Genomic DNA, 17,346 nt, shown 5'->3' on the forward strand with positions numbered 1-17,346 from the left:
CCGCCGCGCCACTACGCGAGCTCGATGAGCTCCGCGTACTCCTTGTTCCAGTGGTCCTCGGTGCCGTCCGGGAGCAGCAGGACACGCTCCGGGTTGAGCGCCTCCACCGCGCCGGCGTCGTGCGACACGAGGACGACGGCGCCCTCGAAGCCGGCCAGGGCACCCAGGATCTCCTCGCGCGACGCCGGGTCGAGGTTGTTCGTCGGCTCGTCGAGCAGCAGCACGTTCGCGCCCGAGACCACGATCATCGCGAGCGACAGGCGGGTCTTCTCGCCGCCGGAGAGCACGCCGGCCTTCTTGTAGCCGTCGTCACCCGTGAACAGGAACGAGCCGAGCACCCGACGGGCCTCGGTCTCGTTGAGGTCGGTCGACGCGGAGACCATGTTCTCGATCACCGTGCGGTTGACGTCGATGTTCTCGTGCTCCTGGGCGTAGTAGCCGATGCGCAGGCCGTGGCCGGGCTGGATCTGCCCCGTGTCCGGCTGGTCCGCGCCGGCCAGGATGCGCAGGAGGGTGGTCTTGCCGGCGCCGTTGAAGCCCAGGATGACCACGCGCGAACCGCGGTCGATCGCCAGGTCGACACCCGCGAAGATCTCCAGCGACCCGTAGGACTTCGACAGCCCCTCGGCCATCAGCGGCGTCCGGCCGCACGGAGCCGGCGTGGGGAACCGGATCTTGGCCACCCGGTCTGCGACGCGCTCGTCCTCGAGACCGGCGAGCAGCTTCTCGGCACGAGCGACCATCTGGTGCGCTGCCGCCGCCTTCGACGCCTTCGCACCGAAGCGGGCGGCCTGGTCCTTGAGCGTCGCTGCCTTCTTCTCGGCACCGGCGCGCTCCTTGCGGCGACGCTCCTCGTCGGCGACGCGCTGCCGCTGGTACAGCTTCCAGCCCATGTTGTAGATGTCGATGGTCTGGCGGTTGGCGTCCAGGTAGAACACGCGGTTGACGACCTCTTCGACGAGCTCGACGTCGTGCGAGATGACGATGACGCCGCCGGGGTAGGTCTTGAGGTGCTCACGCAGCCAGACGACCGAGTCCGCGTCGAGGTGGTTGGTCGGCTCGTCGAGGATCATCGTGTCCGCGTCGGAGAACAGGATGCGCGCGAGCTCGATGCGGCGGCGCTGCCCACCGGACAGCGTCTTCAGCTGCTGGTCGAGGATGCGGTCCGGCAGCTTCAGGTTCGAGGCGATCGACGCCGCTTCCGCCTCGGCTGCGTACCCGCCCAGGGCGTTGAACTCGTCGTCGAGTCGCGAGTAGCGCTTCATCGCCTTCTCGGCGACCGCCGCGTCCTCACTGGCCATGTCGATCGTCGCCTTGCGGATCCCGTCGACGAGCTCGCCGAGACCGCGGGCATCGAGGATACGCTTCCGCGCCGTGTCCTCCGGGTTGCCGGACCGAGGGTCCTGCGGCAGGTAGCCGATCTCGCCGGAGCGGTCGATCTTGCCGTCGGTCGGGGCGGTCTCCCCCGCCAGCGCCTTGGTCATCGTGGTCTTGCCGGCGCCGTTGCGGCCGACGAGGCCGATCTTGTCCCCCCGCTCGACGCGGAAGGACACGTTCTCCATCAGGAGGCGAGCCCCGACGCGGATCTCGAGGTCGTGCACGGCAAGCACAGAGGTCGTCCAATCAGTTGGTGGATGTGCACAACGGTGTGTGCGGGAGGTGCACCGCTACGCTGACGGGACCGATGGTCCGAAACGGACCAGCAGTCCATTCTAGGAGAATCCATGACGAACGCCACCGGGTTCGCTCCCCGCGCAGTCCTCGCAGACCGTCTGCGCACGCACGGCCTCGCCACCGACGCCGCGCTCGTCGCGGGCGGCGCGCTGTTCACCGCCGCGCTCGCGCAGGTCGAGGTGCCGATGTGGCCGGTCCCCGTCACGGGGCAGACCCTGGCCGTCGTCCTCGTCGGTGCGACCCTCGGAGCCCGCCGCGGTGTGCTCTCGATGCTCGTCTACGCGATCGCCGGGCTCGCCGGTGCGCCGTTCTTCGCCGATGCCCAGGGCGGCCTGCAGGCCCTCACCCTGCCGAGCTTCGGGTACGTCATCGGCTTCATCCCCGCGGCCGGCCTCATCGGGTGGCTCGCGCGCCGCAACTGGGACCGCCGGGTCGGTCGCGCCGCGGCGGCCATGCTGCTCGCGAGTGCGATCCCCTTCGTCACCGGCCTGCCCTACCTCGCGGTGGCCCTCGGCGCCCTCGGTGCTCCGAACGACCTGCAGTCCGTCCTCGCGGCGGGGCTCTACCCCTTCATCGTCGGCGGCATCGCGAAGGCGCTCATCGCCGCAGGCCTGCTGCCCCTCGCCTGGAAGGCGCTCGGCCGCCGCTGATCGCGCTCCGGACCACGTGCGGACAGGAGGCCCGGTACCAGTCGGTACCGGGCCTCCTGTCGTGCGTGCTGGTCGGCTAGATCGAGAAACCGAGCGCGCGCATCATCTCGCGACCGTCGTCGGTGATCCGCTCCGGACCCCACGGCGGCATCCAGACCCAGTTGATCCGGAAGGCGTCGACGATGCCGTCGAGGGCGTTGGCCGTGTCGTTCTCGATGACGTCGGTCAACGGGCACCCCGCACTCGTCAGCGTCATGCTGATGATGAGGGCGCTCGCTTCGTCGTCCCAGGCGAGGTCGTAGATGAGCCCGAGGTCGACGATGTTCACGCCGAGCTCCGGGTCCTGGACCTCCTTCAGGCCCTCGACGACCTCGTCGAACTTCTCGGGGGCGAGTGTCGTGATCATCGTCACTCCGCCGTGGCCGCAGCGGCCTGCACGTAGCGGTCGTAGCCCTCGTTCTCGAGACGCTCGGCCAGCTCCGGACCGCCCTGCTCCGCGACCTTGCCCGCGACGAACACGTGCACGAAGTCCGGCGTGATGTAGCGGAGGATGCGCGTGTAGTGGGTGATGAGCAGCACGCCGAGCCCGGTCGCGGCCTTGGCGCGGTTGACGCCCTCCGACACGATCTTCAGGGCGTCGACGTCGAGGCCGGAGTCGGTCTCGTCGAGCACGGCGAACTTCGGCTTGAGGAGTTCGAGCTGCATGATCTCGTGACGCTTCTTCTCACCACCGGAGAAGCCCTCGTTGACGTTGCGCTCCGCGAAGGACGGGTCCATCTTGAGGTCGGCCATCGACGAGCGGAGGTCCTTGACCCACCCGCGGAGCGCGGGCGCCTCGCCGTCGATCGCGGTCTTCGCCGTGCGGAGGAAGTTCGACACCGTGACGCCGGGGATCTCCACCGGGTACTGCATGGCGAGGAACATGCCCGCTCGCGCGCGCTCGTCGACGCTCATCGCGAGGACGTCCTGCCCGTCGAGCGTGATCGATCCACCGGTCACGTGGTAGCGCGGGTGCCCGGCGATCGTGTAGGCGAGGGTCGACTTGCCGGAGCCGTTCGGACCCATGATCGCGTGGATCTCGCCCTCGTTGATCGTCAGGTCGACGCCCTTGAGGATCTCCTTGGTGCCCTGGTCGGTGTCGATCGAGACCTGCAGGTCGCGGATTTCGAGAGTGGACATTGCGTTCCTTCGGTCGTGGCTGTGGTGCGGCGTCAGCCGCGGAAGAAGTGGACGGGTCAGTCGACCGGGACCGGGTCGTGGACGTCGACGTAGACGTCGCCGTCCCGGACCTCGACCCGGAAGACCGGGACCGGCTCGTACGCCGGGAAGTTCTTCGGCTTGCCGGTCGTCAGGGAGAACTGCGAGCCGTGCGCCCAGCACTCGAGCGAGTCGTCCTCGACGAAGCCCTCGGACAGCGAGATCTCCCCGTGGGTGCAGGTGTCGCCGATGGCGTGCACGGTCCCGGCGGAGTCCTTGACGATCGCGACCGCCGTGCCGTCGACCACGACCCGCATGGGGCTGTCGACGGCGATGTCGCCCTCGGCGCAGACCTTCTCGGCCATCAGGCGTCGGCCCCGGTCGTCCCGGCACCGGTCGACTGGGCGCCGACCAGGTCCGCGGCGGGCCCGGCGAGGACCGTCCGACCCTCGGCGAGCTCCTGCTCGACCGCGGCGACCAGGCGTTCCTCGAGCGCGGGCGCGCCGATCTTCTGGATGACCTCGACGAGGAAGCCGAGGACGACGAGACGCCGTGCCTCCTCCTCGGGGATGCCGCGGGCCTGCAGGTAGAAGAGCTGCTCGTCGTCGAAGCGGCCGGTGGCGCTGGCGTGCCCGGCACCCTCGATGTCCCCGGTCTCGATCTCGAGGTTCGGGATGCTGTCCGCGCGGGTGCCGTCGGTGAGCACGAGGTTCCGGTTCTGCTCGTACGAGTCGGTGCCCGGAGCGGTCCGCCCGATCAGGACGTCCCCGATCCACACCGTGTGCGCGCCGGCGCCCTGCAACGCGCCCTTGTAGTTGACGCGGCTGCGGGTGTTCGGTGCGTCGTGGTCGACGTACACCTGCTGCTCGATGTACTGCCCGGCGTCCGCGAAGTACACCCCGTACATCTCCGCGTCGGCACCCTGCGCACCGAGGTGCGTCGACGGGTTGACGCGGACGACGTCGCCGCCGAGCGAGACCACCACGTGCTTGAGGAACGCATCGCGGCCGACCTCGGCGAAGTGGGTCGACACGTGCACGGCGTCGTCGTCCCAGTCCTGCACGGTGACGACGGTCAGTCGTGCGCCGTCCCGGACCACGATCTCGAGGTTCTCGCTGAGGAGCGCGGACCCACGGTTGTCGATCACGACGATGCCCTCGGCGTGCTGCTCGGCCGTGATCACGGTGTGCGCGGCACGCGCGTGCGTCCCGAAGTCCGACCGCGTCACGGTCATGGACTCGTGCTCGCCGGTCGCCTTCACGGTGATCGTGAGGACGGCGTCACGGGCGCTCCAGGCAGCGGCGGCCGCCCGGTCCTCCGGCAGTCCGGCACCACCGACGCGCGGGTCGTCGCTGCGAGCCCACTCGACGTCGGCGCCGGCGGACTGGGTCGCGAGGAAGGGGTACGCCGAGCCGTCCAGCGTGCTCTCGAGGAGCGGCCGGATCTTGTCGAGCGGCGCGAACTTCCAGTTGACCTCTCGGCCGGTCACGGCGGGGAAGGCACCGACGTCGCCCGAGCGGAACCGCTCGGAACGCGTCTGCACGGGCACCTTGGTGTCCCAGCCGCCGTCGGAGTGCGCCCGGGCGCCGTGCTGGTCCGTACCGCCCGACGTGAGCGTGCTCGCGGGCTCCGTCGGCTGGTCGATGTGGGGAGGAGGGGTGGAGCTGGACATCTAGCCGACGGATCCTTCCATGCTCATCTCGATGAGCTTGTTGAGTTCGAGTGCGTACTCCATCGGGAGCTCGCGAGCGATCGGCTCGATGAACCCGCGCACGATCATCGCCATGGCCTCGTCCTCGGGCATGCCACGCGACATGAGGTAGAACAGCTGCTCCTCGCTGACGCGGGAGACCGTTGCCTCGTGTCCGAGCTGCACGTCGTCCACGCGGATGTCGATCGCCGGGTACGTGTCGCTGCGCGAGACCGTGTCCACGAGCAGCGCGTCACAGCGGACGGTGTTCGCCGAGTGGTGTGCCGCAGGGTCCACGCGGACCTCGCCGCGGTACCCGGCACGACCGCCACCACGGGCGATCGACTTCGAGACGATCGACGACGTCGTGTACGGCGCCATGTGGATCATCTTCGCGCCGGCGTCCTGGTGCTGACCCGGGCCCGCGAAGGCGACCGAGAGGGTCTCGCCCTTGGCGTGCTCGCCGGCCAGGTAGATCGACGGGTACTTCATCGTCACCTTCGAGCCGATGTTGCCGTCGATCCACTCCATGGTGGCGCCCTCGTGCGCGATCGCACGCTTCGTCACGAGGTTGTAGACGTTGTTCGACCAGTTCTGGATCGTCGTGTAGCGCACGCGTGCGTTCTTCTTCACGATGATCTCGACGACGGCGGAGTGCAGGGAGTCCGACTTGTAGATCGGGGCGGTGCAGCCCTCGATGTAGTGGATGTAGGAGTCCTCGTCCGCGATGATCAGCGTCCGCTCGAACTGGCCCATGTTCTCCGTGTTGATGCGGAAGTACGCCTGCAGCGGGATCTCGACGTGGACGCCCTTCGGGACGTAGACGAACGAGCCACCCGACCAGACGGCCGTGTTCAGCGCGGCGAACTTGTTGTCACCGGACGGGATCACGGTGCCGAAGTACTCCTGGAACAGCTCCGGGTGCTCACGCAGCGCCGTGTCGGTGTCCATGAAGATGACACCCTGCTGCTCCAGGTCCTCGCGGATCTGGTGGTAGACGACCTCGGACTCGTACTGCGCGGCGACGCCGGCGACGAGACGCTGACGCTCGGCCTCCGGGATGCCCAGACGCTCGTAGGTCGTCCGGATGTCCTCGGGGAGGTCCTCCCACGACTCGGCCTGGTTCTCCGTCGACTTCACGAAGTACTTGATGTTGTCGAAGTCGATGTCCGACAGGTCCGCACCCCAGGAGGGCATCGGCTTGCGGTCGAAGATCTTCAGCGCCTTGAGGCGGTTCGCCCGCATCCACTCCGGTTCGCCCTTGCGCTCGGAGATGTCGGTGACGACCTCGTCCGAGAGCCCGCGGCGGGCGGAGGCGCCGGCCGCGTCGGAGTCGGCCCAGCCGAATTCGTACTGGCCGAGCCCTTCGAGTTCTGGACGGTCGATGAGCACGTCGGACATGGTCTCCTCGTTTCCTTCTCGCAACAGCGTCTCCGGTACAACCCGGTGGTGTCGGACACCATTCCACCGCGGACCGCCGACACGACGGACCGGGTGTTGCTGCCTCGCAACGTCGATGCTTCCACGCAGTCCTGGCATCGAGCGGCGATCTCGGCCCTTTCGGAGCCGGCGCCTGCCTAGACTTGACTGCTGCTGAACCCTCGAATCCTACAGGTCCAGGGCCCGGAACAACAGGAAGGCACCACCCTCGTGACTCGCGTCGCACCGTCCGTCGAGCAGGACACCCCGACCTCGACCCGCTGGTGGTCGCTCCCCCGGGCCGTGGACCACCGCGTCGTCGTCCTCGCCTGGGCCTCGTTCGTCGTCGAGGTCGTGCTCATCGGCACGGGCGGACTCGTCCGACTGACGGCGTCCGGTCTCGGGTGCCCCACCTGGCCGAAGTGCACGACGGACTCCCTCGTCTCGACGCCGGAGATGGGCATCCACGGGGTCATCGAGTTCGGCAACCGTCTGCTGACCTTCGTGCTCGTCATCGTCGCGATCGCGATGTTCCTGGCCGTCGTCCGCATGCGCAAGACCCGGCCGGAACTGTTCTGGCTGGCGTTCGCCCAGGGCGCAGCGATCCCGGTCCAGGCCGTGATCGGCGGCGTGTCGGTCATCACGAACCTCAACCCGTACGTGGTCGGGCTGCACTTCGTCGTCTCCGCGGTGCTCACGAGCGTCACCGCCGCACTGGTCTACCGATCGGTCAACGGCCCGCGGGTGCGCGACCGGATCGTCCCCTCGTGGTACTCCGGCGTCGTCCGAGGTGCAGTGGTCGCCGTCGCCGTGACGGTCCTCGTCGGGATCCTCACGACCGGCAGCGGACCGCACGCCGGGGCGAGCGAGCGCGTCGACGGCGGCGCACTGCACCGGACCGGCTTCGACACCGAGCTCCTGCAGCACCTCCACGCGATCCCCGCCTACGTGACGTTCGCGCTCACCCTCGTCCTGGTCGTCGGTGCGGTGCGGATGCGGATGTCGAGCCGGGCTCCCCTCCTGCTCCTCGTCGTCGAGTTCGTCCAGATCGCCGTCGGGCTCACCCAGGCGAAGACCGGGCTCCCGGTCGGGCTGGTCGGCGCCCACATGGTGCTCGCCGGGCTGCTCGTGGCGGCGATGACCGCCGTGGTGCTCTCGACGCGGTCGAGTGCCGGACGGCAGGCCGTCCGCGCCTGACGGTCGGCGCTTGACGGTCGACGCCGGGCAGGACGTCCTCCGCGGGACGACCCCGGCGCCCCGAGCCGGACGGGAGGCCCGTACCGGTGTCAGCGACGGCTCCCGTCCCGAGTCGGACGGCGGCGTCGGCGCACAGCGCCCGTCCCGAGCCGGACCGATGGCACCCTCGAACCCACCCGCGCCTGCCGTCCTGAGCCGGACCGCTGACACGCTCCGGGCCGACCTGTGCGTCCCGCCCTGAGCCGGACGGGTGGCGTGCTCCTGCCCGGCCCGTGCCTCCCGTCCTGAGCCGGACGGTCGTGATCCTGGCCGTCGCGTGCCTCCTGTCCTCACCCTGACGGAAGCCGGACGCGGGCCGACCCGCGGGTCCGGACCGAGCCTGGCCGGGCCGGACCGAGCCGGGATGGACGAACCGCGTGCGAACGGGCAGCACCCCCTGGCCCCGCAGACCCGGACCGTGCCACCGTCTCCCTCGTGGAGAGCAGCACGGACCTGCGTGCAGCTCGAGGGTCCTTCCCCCGCCCCGCCGGCGCCGGTCCACGACGGCCCCGGTCTCCGAGGAGACCGGGGCCGTCGTGACGCGCCTCAGATCGTGAAGGTGAAGACCTGCGGCAGCAGCGGGTCGATGCCCACGGCGATGAAGAGCAACGTCAGGTAGGTGATCGAGCTGCGGAACACGCGCATCGGCTGCACCTGCTCCATGTGCTGGATCGCCCGGTTGTACAGCAGGTGCGACTCGACGACGAACCAGATGCCGGCCGCGAGGGCGACCACGGTGTACAGCGGGCCCATGGCCGCCACGGGGACGAGCAGCAGCGAGCAGACCAGCGTCGCCCACGCGTACAGCACGACCTGGAGCCCGACGACCGTGCGGCCGCGGACGACGGCGAGCATCGGGACGTCGGCGGCGTCGTAGTCGTCGCGGTACTTCATCGACAGCGGCCAGTAGTGCGGCGGCGTCCAGAGGAAGATGACCATGAACAGGATGACCGGTGCCCACGTCAGCGACCCGGTGACGGCGGCCCAGCCGATGAGCACGGGCATGCACCCGGCGGAACCGCCCCAGACGATGTTCTGCGGGGTGCGGCGCTTGAGCCAGAGCGTGTAGACGAAGACGTAGATGAGGATCGCGGCGATGCTGAGGGCGGCGGCGAGCCAGTTCACGAAGACGACGAGGACCACCGTCGAGGCGATGCCGAGTGCCCACGAGAAGACCAGTGCCTCGCGGTCGGAGAGCTCGCCGGTCACCAGCGGGCGGGTGCTCGTCCGCTTCATCAGCCGGTCGATGTCGCGGTCGATGTAGCAGTTGAAGGCCGAGGCCGAGCCCGCCGACATCGCGCCGCCGAGCATCGTCCAGAAGACGAGCCACAGGTCGGGCACACCCCGTTCCGCGAGGAACATCGTGGGTGCGGTCGTGACGAGCAGCAACTCCATGACGCGCGGCTTGGTGAGCGAGACGTACGCCCGGACCTTGCGGGACAGCATCGACCGACGAACGGTGTCTGGCCTGGTCACGGTGGCAGTCGGCAAGGGAACCTCAGTCTGTTTCGCTGCAGTCCGCACGCTCGGGTGGACGGCACCGTCGGCGTCCGGGCATGCGTGTCCGCGGAATGGTCGCGGCTCACCGACAGTTTACGCGATCGACGGCGCCACGACGATGTCCCGCCGCCGCCCGTCCCGATCCCGCCATCCACTACCCCGACGGCCGGACACGCCCGGTCGTCGGTCCGCCGCCCGATGACCATCCAGCCTCGCCGGTCGCCTGGACACCTTCTGAGTGCCGGTTCACTATGCTGGAGAGGCCCTCCCGCAGCGTGCCCCGATGACGTCGGCCGCGTTCGAGCCGGTCGGCTGCCGGCAACGGCACCGCGACGGAGCCCCGGGTCGGCAACATGTCCGTGCGATGGCACGAGCCCTCGCACATGTCGCATCAATGAAGGGTCAACATCCAAGTGGCTGAATTCACCTGGGACGCCATCGACCGGAAGGCCGTCGACACGGCCCGCGTCCTCGCCGCCGACTCTGTCGAGGCGGCCGGCAACGGTCACCCCGGCACCGCGATGAGCCTCGCGCCGCTGGCTCACCTCCTGTTCCAGAAGGTGATGCGCCGCGACCCGAGCGACTCCACGTGGATCGGCCGCGACCGCTTCATCCTCTCGGCAGGCCACGCCTCGATCCTCCAGTACGTGCAGTTCTACCTGCACGGCTACGGCCTCGAGCTCGACGACCTGCAGCACCTGCGCAAGTGGGGCTCGAAGACCCCGGGCCACCCGGAGTACGGCCACACCGACGGCGTCGAGATCACGACCGGCCCGCTCGGCCAGGGCCTCGCCTCCTCCGTGGGCTTCGCCTACGCGCAGCGCTTCGAGCGCGGCCTGTTCGACCCGGAGACCCCGGTCGGCCAGTCGCCGTTCGACCACTACACCTACGTGATCGCCGGCGACGGTGACATGCAGGAGGGCGTCACGAACGAGGCCGCCAGCCTCGCGGGCCGCCAGCAGCTCGGCAACCTCATCGCCTTCTACGACTCGAACCAGATCTCGATCGAGGACGACACCGACATCGCGTTCTCCGAGGACGTCCACGCCCGCTACGAGGCGCTCGGCTGGCACGTCCAGGTCGTCGACTGGAAGAAGACCGGCGAGTACAGCGAGGACGCCGAAGCGCTCCACGCCGCCGTCGAGGCCGCGAAGCAGATCCACGACAAGCCGTCGCTCATCGTCCTCAAGACGATCATCGGTTGGCCGTCGCCGACCAAGCAGAACTCCGGCAAGATCCACGGCTCCGCACTCGGCGCCGACGAGCTCAAGGGCCTCAAGGAGGTCCTGGGCTTCGACCCCGAGAAGACCTTCGACGTCGACCCCGAGGTCCTCGACTACACCCGTGGCGCGATCGCCAAGGGCCAGGCCGAGCACGCCGAGTGGCAGAAGTCCTTCGACGCGTGGGCCGCGGCCAACGCCGACAAGAAGGCGCTCTTCGACCGCGTCCAGGCGAAGGAGCTCCCGGAAGGCCTCGAGGCCGCACTGCCGGTCTTCAGCTCCGAGAAGGCCGTCTCGACCCGTGCCGCCTCGGGCAAGGTCATCAACGCCATCGCGCCGCTCATGCCCGAGTTCTGGGGCGGTTCAGCCGACCTGGCCGAGTCGAACCTCACCACGATCGAGGACGGCAAGTCCTTCGGTCCGGCCGAGGCCACGACGAAGACCTGGACCACCGACCCGTTCGGCCGCGTCCTGCACTTCGGCATCCGCGAGCACGCCATGGGCTCGATCCTCAACGGCATAGTCCTGCACGGGAACACCCGTCCCTTCGGCGGCACGTTCCTCATCTTCAGTGACTACATGCGTCCGGCGGTCCGTCTCGCCGCGCTCATGAAGGCGCCGGCGATCTACGTCTGGACGCACGACTCCATCGCCCTCGGCGAGGACGGCCCGACGCACCAGCCGATCGAGCAGATCAGCGCCCTCCGTGCGATCCCGGGTCTCGACGTCGTCCGCCCCGCTGACGCCAACGAGGTCGCGTACGCCTGGCTCGAGATGCTCAAGCACCAGGACCGCCCGGCCGGCATCGCGCTGAGCCGTCAGAACCTCCCGGTCTTCGAGCGTGGTGAGGGCGACGCCTCCGGCGAGACGCTCGCCTCCGCGAAGAACGTCGCCAAGGGCGCCTACGTCCTGGCCGAGGCCCCGAACGGCACGCCGGACGTCATCCTCATCGGCACCGGTTCCGAGGTGCAGATCGCGCTCGACGCGCGTGAGCAGCTCAAGGGCGAGGGCATCAACGCCCGCGTCGTCTCGGCTCCGACGCTCGAGTGGTTCCACGAGCAGGACGAGGCGTACCGCGAGTCGGTCCTGCCGAAGGCCGTCAAGGCCCGCGTCTCGGTCGAGGCCGGGATCGCGATGAGCTGGCGCGACATCGTCGGTGACGCCGGTCGCAGCGTGTCGATCGAGCACTTCGGTGCCTCGGCCGACTACCAGAAGCTGTTCGAGGAGTTCGGCTTCACCACCGAGCACGTCGTCTCGGCGGCCAAGGAATCGATCGCAGCAGCCTCCTGACCCCCTGGGCCGGGCCCGGACTCCGGGCCCGGCCCTTCCGCACGGGAGGCCCGCGGCGACTCCGCCACGGACCTCCCGTCCCGGGGGCACGTCCCCCGCACAGACCCCGGCTCGAGCAGCCGACGAACGAAACGAAGAAGAGAAGAAGCGAATGACTGACACCACTCCCACCGAAGCCCTCTCCGCCGTCGGCGTGAGCATCTGGCTCGACGACCTGTCCCGCGAGCTCCTCGAGACCGGTCGTCTCGAGAACCTCATCGCGGACCGCAACGTCGTCGGCGTCACCACCAACCCGACGATCTTCGCCTCGGCCCTCGCCAAGGGCGAGCGCTACGACGCGCAGGTCAAGGAGCTGGCCGCGGCCGGCACCGACGTGACCAACGCGATCTTCGAGATCACGACGCGTGACGTCGCCGACGCGTCCGACATCTTCGCCCCGATCTACGCCTCCTCGAACGGCTTCGACGGCCGCGTCTCGATCGAGGTCGAGCCGGGTCTCGCGCACGACACGGCGAAGACCATCGAGCAGGCGAAGTTCCTGTTCGACAAGGTCGGCAAGGAGAACGTCCTCATCAAGATCCCGGCGACGGTCGACGGCCTCGAGGCCATCACCGAGGTCATCGGTGCGGGCATCTCGGTCAACGTCACCCTGATCTTCTCGCTCGAGCGCTACCGCGCCGTCATCGACGCCTACCTCGGCGGGCTCGAGAAGGCCAAGGCCGCCGGTCACGACCTGTCGAAGATCCACTCGGTCGCGTCGTTCTTCGTGTCGCGCGTCGACTCCGAGATCGACAAGCGTCTCGACGCCATCGGCTCCGACGAGGCCACCGCGCTCAAGTCCAAGGCGGGCATCGCCAACGCCCAGCTCGCCTACCAGGTCTGGACCCAGGCCTTCGCGACCGAGCGTGCCCTCGGCCTGCTCGAGTCCGGCGCGAACACGCAGCGCCCGCTGTGGGCCTCGACCGGCGTCAAGGACCCGTCGCTGCCCGACACGCTCTACGTGACCGAGCTCGCCGCCCCGAACACCGTCAACACGATGCCGGGCAAGACCCTCGAGGCGACGTTCGACCACGGCGAGGTCCACGGCGACGCGATCGCCGGCACCTTCGACGACGCGAACCAGGTCATGGACCAGCTCGCTGCCGTCGGTGTCGACTACGACGACGTCGTCGCGCTGCTCGAGAAGGAAGCCGTCGAGAAGTTCAACGTCTCGTGGGGCGAGCTCGTCGACACGGTCCAGACCGCGCTCGAGAACGCCAAGTAGGAGTGACCGTCTCCATCGCCGCCAGCGGTGACGCGGCGCGGGCCATCGACACGGTGGTCCCGCGCCTCGTCACCGACCTGGTGGCGTCCGGGATCACGGCGCAGGACGCCGCCCTGTGGGGCCCCGCCGCGGAAGCCGAGGCGTCGAAGCGCCTCGGCTGGGTGGAGGCGGTCTCCGTCTCCCGTCCGCTCGTCGCCGAGGTCGCCGCGCTGCGCGAGCAGTTGCTCGCCCAGGGCGTGGACCGGGTGGTGCTCGCCGGCATGGGCGGCTCGTCGCTCGCGCCAGAGGTCATCACCCGCACGGCCGGGGTCCCGCTCGTCGTCCTCGACTCCACCGATCCCGCGCAGGTCCGCGCCGCGCTGACCGACCTCGAGCGCACGGTGCTCGTCGTGTCGTCGAAGTCCGGTTCGACGGTGGAGACGGACTCGCAGCGCCGGGTGTTCGAGCAGGCGTTCCAGGACGCCGGGATCAACCCCGCCGGACGGATCGTCGTCGTCACCGACCCGGGCTCCGCGCTCGTGGAGACGGCACTCGAGGCCGGTCACCGGGTCTTCACCGCCGACCCCACGGTCGGCGGTCGGTACTCCGCGCTCACCGCGTTCGGGCTCGTCCCCGCCGGTCTGGCCGGAGCCGACATCGCCGAACTGCTCGACGAGGCCGACGCCATCTCGGTGCTCCTCGCGGTCGACACCGACGAGAACCCCGGGCTCGTGCTCGGAGCGGTCCTCGGCGGGACGGCTCCCCTCCGGGACAAGATCGGGATCGTCGCGGACGGGACGCACATCCTCGGCTTCGGCGACTGGGTCGAACAGCTCATCGCCGAGTCGACCGGCAAGGACGGCCGCGGGCTGCTGCCGGTCGTCCTCGACGTCGACTCCCCCGAGGTGACCGCGGGTCTGCCCGACCTGCAGGTCGTCCGGCTGGTGGGCTCCCGGGAGGACGAACGGCACGTCGCCGCCGGCGAGGTCGAGATCACGGGCACGCTCGGCGGGCAGTTCCTCGTCTGGGAGTACGCGGTCGCGGTCGCCGGGCGCCTGCTCGGGATCAACCCGTTCGACCAGCCCGACGTCGAGGCCGCCAAGGTCGCGGCCCGGGCGCTGCTCGACGCGCCCGCCGCCGAGACGACGGCCCCCTCGTTCGAGGACGACGGCATCGCGGTCTCCGCGACCGGCGGACTCGAGACCGGCGCGACGCTCACCCAGGCCGTGTCGAGCCTCCTGGCTGCTGTCAGCGAGGACGGCTACCTGGCCGTGCAGGCGTACGTCGACCGTTCGGCCGGCCACGGCCTGGAGGCCCTCCGCGACCTCCTCGCCGAGCGCACGGGCCGTCCCGTCACCTTCGGGTACGGGCCCCGGTTCCTGCACTCGACCGGCCAGTACCACAAGGGCGGTCCCGCGAACGGCGTCTTCCTGCAGATCGTCTCCGACGAGCAGGACGACCTGGCCGTCCCCGGCCGCCCCTTCACCTTCGGTCGGCTCATCCGAGCCCAGGCCGCCGGCGACGCGAGTGTCCTCGCCGAACACGGCCGCCCGGTGCTGACCCTGTCGACGCGGGACCTCCCCGCAGCGACGGCGGTCATCACGGCTGCAGTCACCACCTGATCAAAGGAGTTCACCGACATGTCACCGGTGGCGATCACCCCGGAGCACAACCCGCTCCGGCTGCCCACGGACCGTCGACTGAACCGGATCGCGGGTCCCAGCACCCTCATCATCTTCGGAGTCACGGGAGACCTCTCCCGCAAGAAGCTGATGCCCGCGGTCTACGACCTCGCCAACCGGGGGCTCCTGCCGCCCGGCTTCGCGCTGGTCGGGTTCGCTCGGCGTGACTGGGAGGACCAGGACTTCTCCCAGCTCGTCCACGACGCCGTCAAGGAGCACTCGCGGACCCCGTTCGACGAGGACGTCTGGCGTCAGCTCGAACAGGGCATCCGCTTCGTCCAGGGGTCCTTCGACGACCCCGAGGCGTTCACGCTCCTCAAGGAGACGGTCGACACCCTGGACGCCGAACGCGGGACCCTCGGGAACCACGCGTTCTACCTGTCCATCCCGCCGAAGATGTTCCCGGTCGTGACCGAGCAGCTCAAGCTGTCCGGGCTGACCGAGAAGCGCGACGGGTCGTGGAGCCGGGTCGTGGTCGAGAAGCCCTTCGGTTCGGACCTCCGCACGGCCCGCGAACTGAACGCGATCGTCGAGAGCGTCTTCGCGCCCGACGACGTGTTCCGCATCGACCACTACCTCGGCAAGGAGACCGTCCAGAACCTCCTGACGCTCCGGTTCGCGAACCAGATGTACGAACCCATCTGGAACTCGAACTACGTCGACCACGTGCAGATCACGATGGCCGAGGACATCGGCGTGGCCGGACGTGCCGCCTACTACGACGGCATCGGTGCGGCGCGGGACGTCATCCAGAACCACCTGCTGCAGCTCCTCGCCCTCACGGCGATGGAGGAGCCCGTCTCGTTCAAGGCCGGACACCTCCGTGCCGAGAAGGAGAAGGTGCTCTCCGCGGTCCGCCTGCCCGAGGACCTGTCCTCGGCGACCAGCCGCGGGCAGTACGCCGGCGGGTGGCAGGGCGGCGAGAAGGTGCTCGGGTTCCTCGAGGAAGCGGGCATGAACCCCGAGTCCACGACCGAGACCTTCGCGGCCATCCGTCTCGACATCGCGACCCGCCGCTGGCAGGGGGTTCCGTTCTACCTGCGTGCCGGCAAGCGACTCGGCCGCCGCGTCACCGAGATCGCGATCGTGTTCAAGCGCGTGCCGGAGGACGTGTTCGGCATCGAGCAGTCGCCCCTCGGCCAGAACGCGCTCGTCATCCGCGTGCAGCCGGACGAGGGCGTCACGCTCCGCTTTGGCTCGAAGGTCCCCGGCGTCGGGACGCAGGTCCGCGACGTCACGATGGACTTCGGCTACGGCCACGCGTTCACCGAGGCCTCCCCCGAGGCCTACGAACGGCTCATCCTCGACGTGCTCCTCGGTGACCCGCCGCTGTTCCCGCGGCACCAGGAGGTCGAGCTGTCCTGGAAGATCCTCGACCCGATCGAGGAGTTCTGGCGGACACAGGGCCAGCCCGAACAGTACCGTCCCGGCACGTGGGGCCCGGCTTCGGCCGACGAGCTCCTCGCACGCGACGGTCGGACCTGGAGGCGTCCATGAAGATCGACCTGCCGAACACCACGGTCTCGAAGATCCAGAAGACCCTGGTGCACATCCGCGAGGAGGGCGGCGCCGTCGCACTCGGTCGCGTGCTCACCCTCGTCGTCTCGACCGCTCTCGGCCGCGAGGAAGAGGCGATCGAGGCCGCGAACCAGGCGTCCCGCGAGCACCCGATGCGCGTCGTCATCGTGTCGAAGAACGAGGGCGACATCGCGTCCCCCGGCCGTCTCGACGCGCAGATCCGCGTCGGCAGTGACGCGGGTGCCAGCGAGGTCATCGTCCTCCGCGCCTACGGCGAGACCGCTGCGGACGAGGAGAGCCTGGTCACCGGGCTCCTCCTGCCCGACGCGCCCGTCGTGGCCTGGTGGCCGGAAGCCGCGCCGGAGAAGCCGTCGGTCTCGCCGCTCGGCCGGATCGCCCAGCGCCGGATCACCGACGCCGCGGCGCAGAAGGACCCGAACGGCGCGATCATGGCGCTCGCGGACTCCTACGCGCCCGGCGACACGGACTTCGCCTGGACCCGCCTCACGCTGTGGCGGAACCAGCTGGCCGCAGCACTCGACCAGCCGCCGTTCGAGCCGATCACCGCGGTGGAGGTCTCCGGCGCGTTCGACAGCCCGTCGACGGTGCTCCTCGCCGCCTGGCTCGGGCTGCAGCTCAAGGTGCCGGTCGACGTCACGACCTCGCCGCGGGCCACGGGTTCGAGCGGCATCCACGGCGTGAAGCTCGTGCGCGACTCCGGCACCATCGAACTCGAGCGCTCGCTGGTCGACGTGGCGACGCTCTCGATGCCCGGCCAGCCGACGCACGACCTGTCCCTGCCGCGCCGCAACCTGCGCGACTGCCTGGCCGAGGAACTCCGTAGACTCGACCCGGACGTCCTCTTCGGAGACGTCGTCAAGCACGGGGTGGCCAAGCTCCGCGAACGCATCGCGGGCTGACCACCGCCACGGTCCGACCGTCCGTCCTCCCCCGCCCTGCCCGTCAGGTCGGCAGGTCGGACGGCCGGCCGGACCGACCGCGGTCACACCGGTGACCGCACCACGAA

14 protein-coding genes are annotated in these 17,346 nt (G+C 69.6%); 7 read left to right on the forward strand and 7 right to left on the reverse strand.

Annotated features, from left to right (window positions below; translation table 11 throughout):
- Positions 1-11: 11 nt before the first annotated feature.
- Entirely contained in the window at positions 12-1,610 is a 1,599-nt protein-coding gene (locus tag DEJ34_RS08390; protein ID WP_110825008.1) for an ABC-F family ATP-binding cassette domain-containing protein, read from the reverse strand.
- Between the two features lie 114 nt (positions 1,611-1,724).
- Between DEJ34_RS08390 and DEJ34_RS08395 the strand changes: the two genes are divergently transcribed.
- Positions 1,725-2,324 carry a biotin transporter BioY gene (locus tag DEJ34_RS08395; protein ID WP_110910841.1) on the forward strand — a complete coding sequence of 200 codons (600 nt, stop codon included), beginning with the start codon at positions 1,725-1,727 and terminating at the stop codon, positions 2,322-2,324.
- Between the two features lie 76 nt (positions 2,325-2,400).
- On the opposite strand, the gene DEJ34_RS08400 is transcribed toward DEJ34_RS08395, so the two are convergent.
- The 5 genes from DEJ34_RS08400 to sufB are packed head-to-tail and all read right to left on the reverse strand — an operon-like array spanning position 2,401 to position 6,612.
- Entirely contained in the window at positions 2,401-2,730 is a 330-nt protein-coding gene (locus DEJ34_RS08400; protein ID WP_110825214.1) for a metal-sulfur cluster assembly factor, read from the reverse strand.
- A gap of 2 nt (positions 2,731-2,732) precedes the next feature.
- A complete protein-coding gene (gene sufC / locus DEJ34_RS08405) occupies positions 2,733-3,503 on the reverse strand; it encodes a Fe-S cluster assembly ATPase SufC (RefSeq protein WP_110825010.1) in 771 nt (256 codons plus the stop codon).
- A 56-nt stretch (positions 3,504-3,559) separates the two neighbouring features.
- Positions 3,560-3,886 carry a non-heme iron oxygenase ferredoxin subunit gene (locus DEJ34_RS08410; RefSeq protein ID WP_110825011.1) on the reverse strand — a complete coding sequence of 109 codons (327 nt, stop codon included), beginning with the start codon at positions 3,884-3,886 and terminating at the stop codon, positions 3,560-3,562.
- Positions 3,886-5,193, reverse strand: coding sequence for a Fe-S cluster assembly protein SufD (gene sufD / locus DEJ34_RS08415; protein ID WP_110910840.1), 1,308 nt, complete (start codon positions 5,191-5,193; stop codon positions 3,886-3,888). The genes DEJ34_RS08410 and sufD overlap by 1 nt, the downstream gene beginning before the upstream one ends.
- A complete protein-coding gene (gene sufB / locus DEJ34_RS08420; protein WP_110825013.1) occupies positions 5,194-6,612 on the reverse strand; it encodes a Fe-S cluster assembly protein SufB in 1,419 nt (472 codons plus the stop codon). It abuts the gene before it with no gap.
- A gap of 249 nt (positions 6,613-6,861) precedes the next feature.
- Between sufB and DEJ34_RS08425 the strand changes: the two genes are divergently transcribed.
- A complete protein-coding gene (locus DEJ34_RS08425) occupies positions 6,862-7,827 on the forward strand; it encodes a COX15/CtaA family protein (RefSeq protein WP_110910839.1) in 966 nt (321 codons plus the stop codon).
- Positions 7,828-8,412: 585 nt separating this feature from the next.
- On the opposite strand, the gene DEJ34_RS08430 is transcribed toward DEJ34_RS08425, so the two are convergent.
- Positions 8,413-9,312, reverse strand: coding sequence for a heme o synthase (locus tag DEJ34_RS08430; protein ID WP_284180725.1), 900 nt, complete (start codon positions 9,310-9,312; stop codon positions 8,413-8,415).
- A 467-nt stretch (positions 9,313-9,779) separates the two neighbouring features.
- Here DEJ34_RS08430 and tkt point away from each other — a divergent pair, with 467 nt between their 5' ends.
- The 5 genes from tkt (at position 9,780) to DEJ34_RS08455 (ending at position 17,239) form a co-directional block, all read left to right on the forward strand.
- On the forward strand, positions 9,780-11,876 hold the full coding sequence (gene tkt / locus DEJ34_RS08435) for a transketolase (RefSeq protein WP_110910837.1): 2,097 nt from the start codon (positions 9,780-9,782) through the stop codon (positions 11,874-11,876).
- Positions 11,877-12,027: 151 nt separating this feature from the next.
- Positions 12,028-13,140 (forward strand): transaldolase, encoded by a 1,113-nt coding sequence (gene tal, locus DEJ34_RS08440; RefSeq protein ID WP_110825017.1) that lies wholly within the window; start codon positions 12,028-12,030, stop codon positions 13,138-13,140.
- A 2-nt stretch (positions 13,141-13,142) separates the two neighbouring features.
- Entirely contained in the window at positions 13,143-14,741 is a 1,599-nt protein-coding gene (locus DEJ34_RS08445) for a phosphoglucose isomerase-related protein (RefSeq protein WP_110910836.1), read from the forward strand.
- A gap of 18 nt (positions 14,742-14,759) precedes the next feature.
- The gene (gene zwf, locus DEJ34_RS08450; RefSeq protein ID WP_110900207.1) at positions 14,760-16,298 is read left to right on the forward strand and encodes a glucose-6-phosphate dehydrogenase; all 1,539 of its coding nucleotides are present in this window, start codon (positions 14,760-14,762) and stop codon (positions 16,296-16,298) included.
- Positions 16,295-17,239, forward strand: a complete 945-nt coding sequence (locus DEJ34_RS08455; protein ID WP_110900206.1) for a glucose-6-phosphate dehydrogenase assembly protein OpcA — start codon at positions 16,295-16,297, stop codon at positions 17,237-17,239. Before zwf ends, DEJ34_RS08455 begins: the two co-directional genes overlap by 4 nt.
- Positions 17,240-17,346: the final 107 nt, after the last annotated feature.

Origin of the sequence: Curtobacterium sp. MCPF17_050 (assembly GCF_003224435.2) — a bacterium.
In the GTDB taxonomy this organism is placed as follows: Bacteria; Actinomycetota; Actinomycetes; order Actinomycetales; family Microbacteriaceae; genus Curtobacterium.

Excerpts from the sequence above, each read along its gene's own strand:
- sufD (WP_110910840.1), bottom strand. The coding sequence starts at position 5,193 with ATGTCCAGCTCCACCCCTCCTCCCCACATCGACCAGCCGACGGAGCCC.
- DEJ34_RS08430 (WP_284180725.1), bottom strand. The coding sequence starts at position 9,312 with ATGCTGTCCCGCAAGGTCCGGGCGTACGTCTCGCTCACCAAGCCGCGC.
- DEJ34_RS08410 (WP_110825011.1), bottom strand. The coding sequence starts at position 3,886 with ATGGCCGAGAAGGTCTGCGCCGAGGGCGACATCGCCGTCGACAGCCCC.
- sufB (WP_110825013.1), bottom strand. The coding sequence starts at position 6,612 with ATGTCCGACGTGCTCATCGACCGTCCAGAACTCGAAGGGCTCGGCCAG.
- sufC (WP_110825010.1), bottom strand. The coding sequence starts at position 3,503 with ATGTCCACTCTCGAAATCCGCGACCTGCAGGTCTCGATCGACACCGAC.
- DEJ34_RS08455 (WP_110900206.1), top strand. The coding sequence starts at position 16,295 with ATGAAGATCGACCTGCCGAACACCACGGTCTCGAAGATCCAGAAGACC.
- DEJ34_RS08395 (WP_110910841.1), top strand. The coding sequence starts at position 1,725 with ATGACGAACGCCACCGGGTTCGCTCCCCGCGCAGTCCTCGCAGACCGT.
- tal (WP_110825017.1), top strand. The coding sequence starts at position 12,028 with ATGACTGACACCACTCCCACCGAAGCCCTCTCCGCCGTCGGCGTGAGC.
- DEJ34_RS08400 (WP_110825214.1), bottom strand. The coding sequence starts at position 2,730 with ATGATCACGACACTCGCCCCCGAGAAGTTCGACGAGGTCGTCGAGGGC.
- zwf (WP_110900207.1), top strand. The coding sequence starts at position 14,760 with ATGTCACCGGTGGCGATCACCCCGGAGCACAACCCGCTCCGGCTGCCC.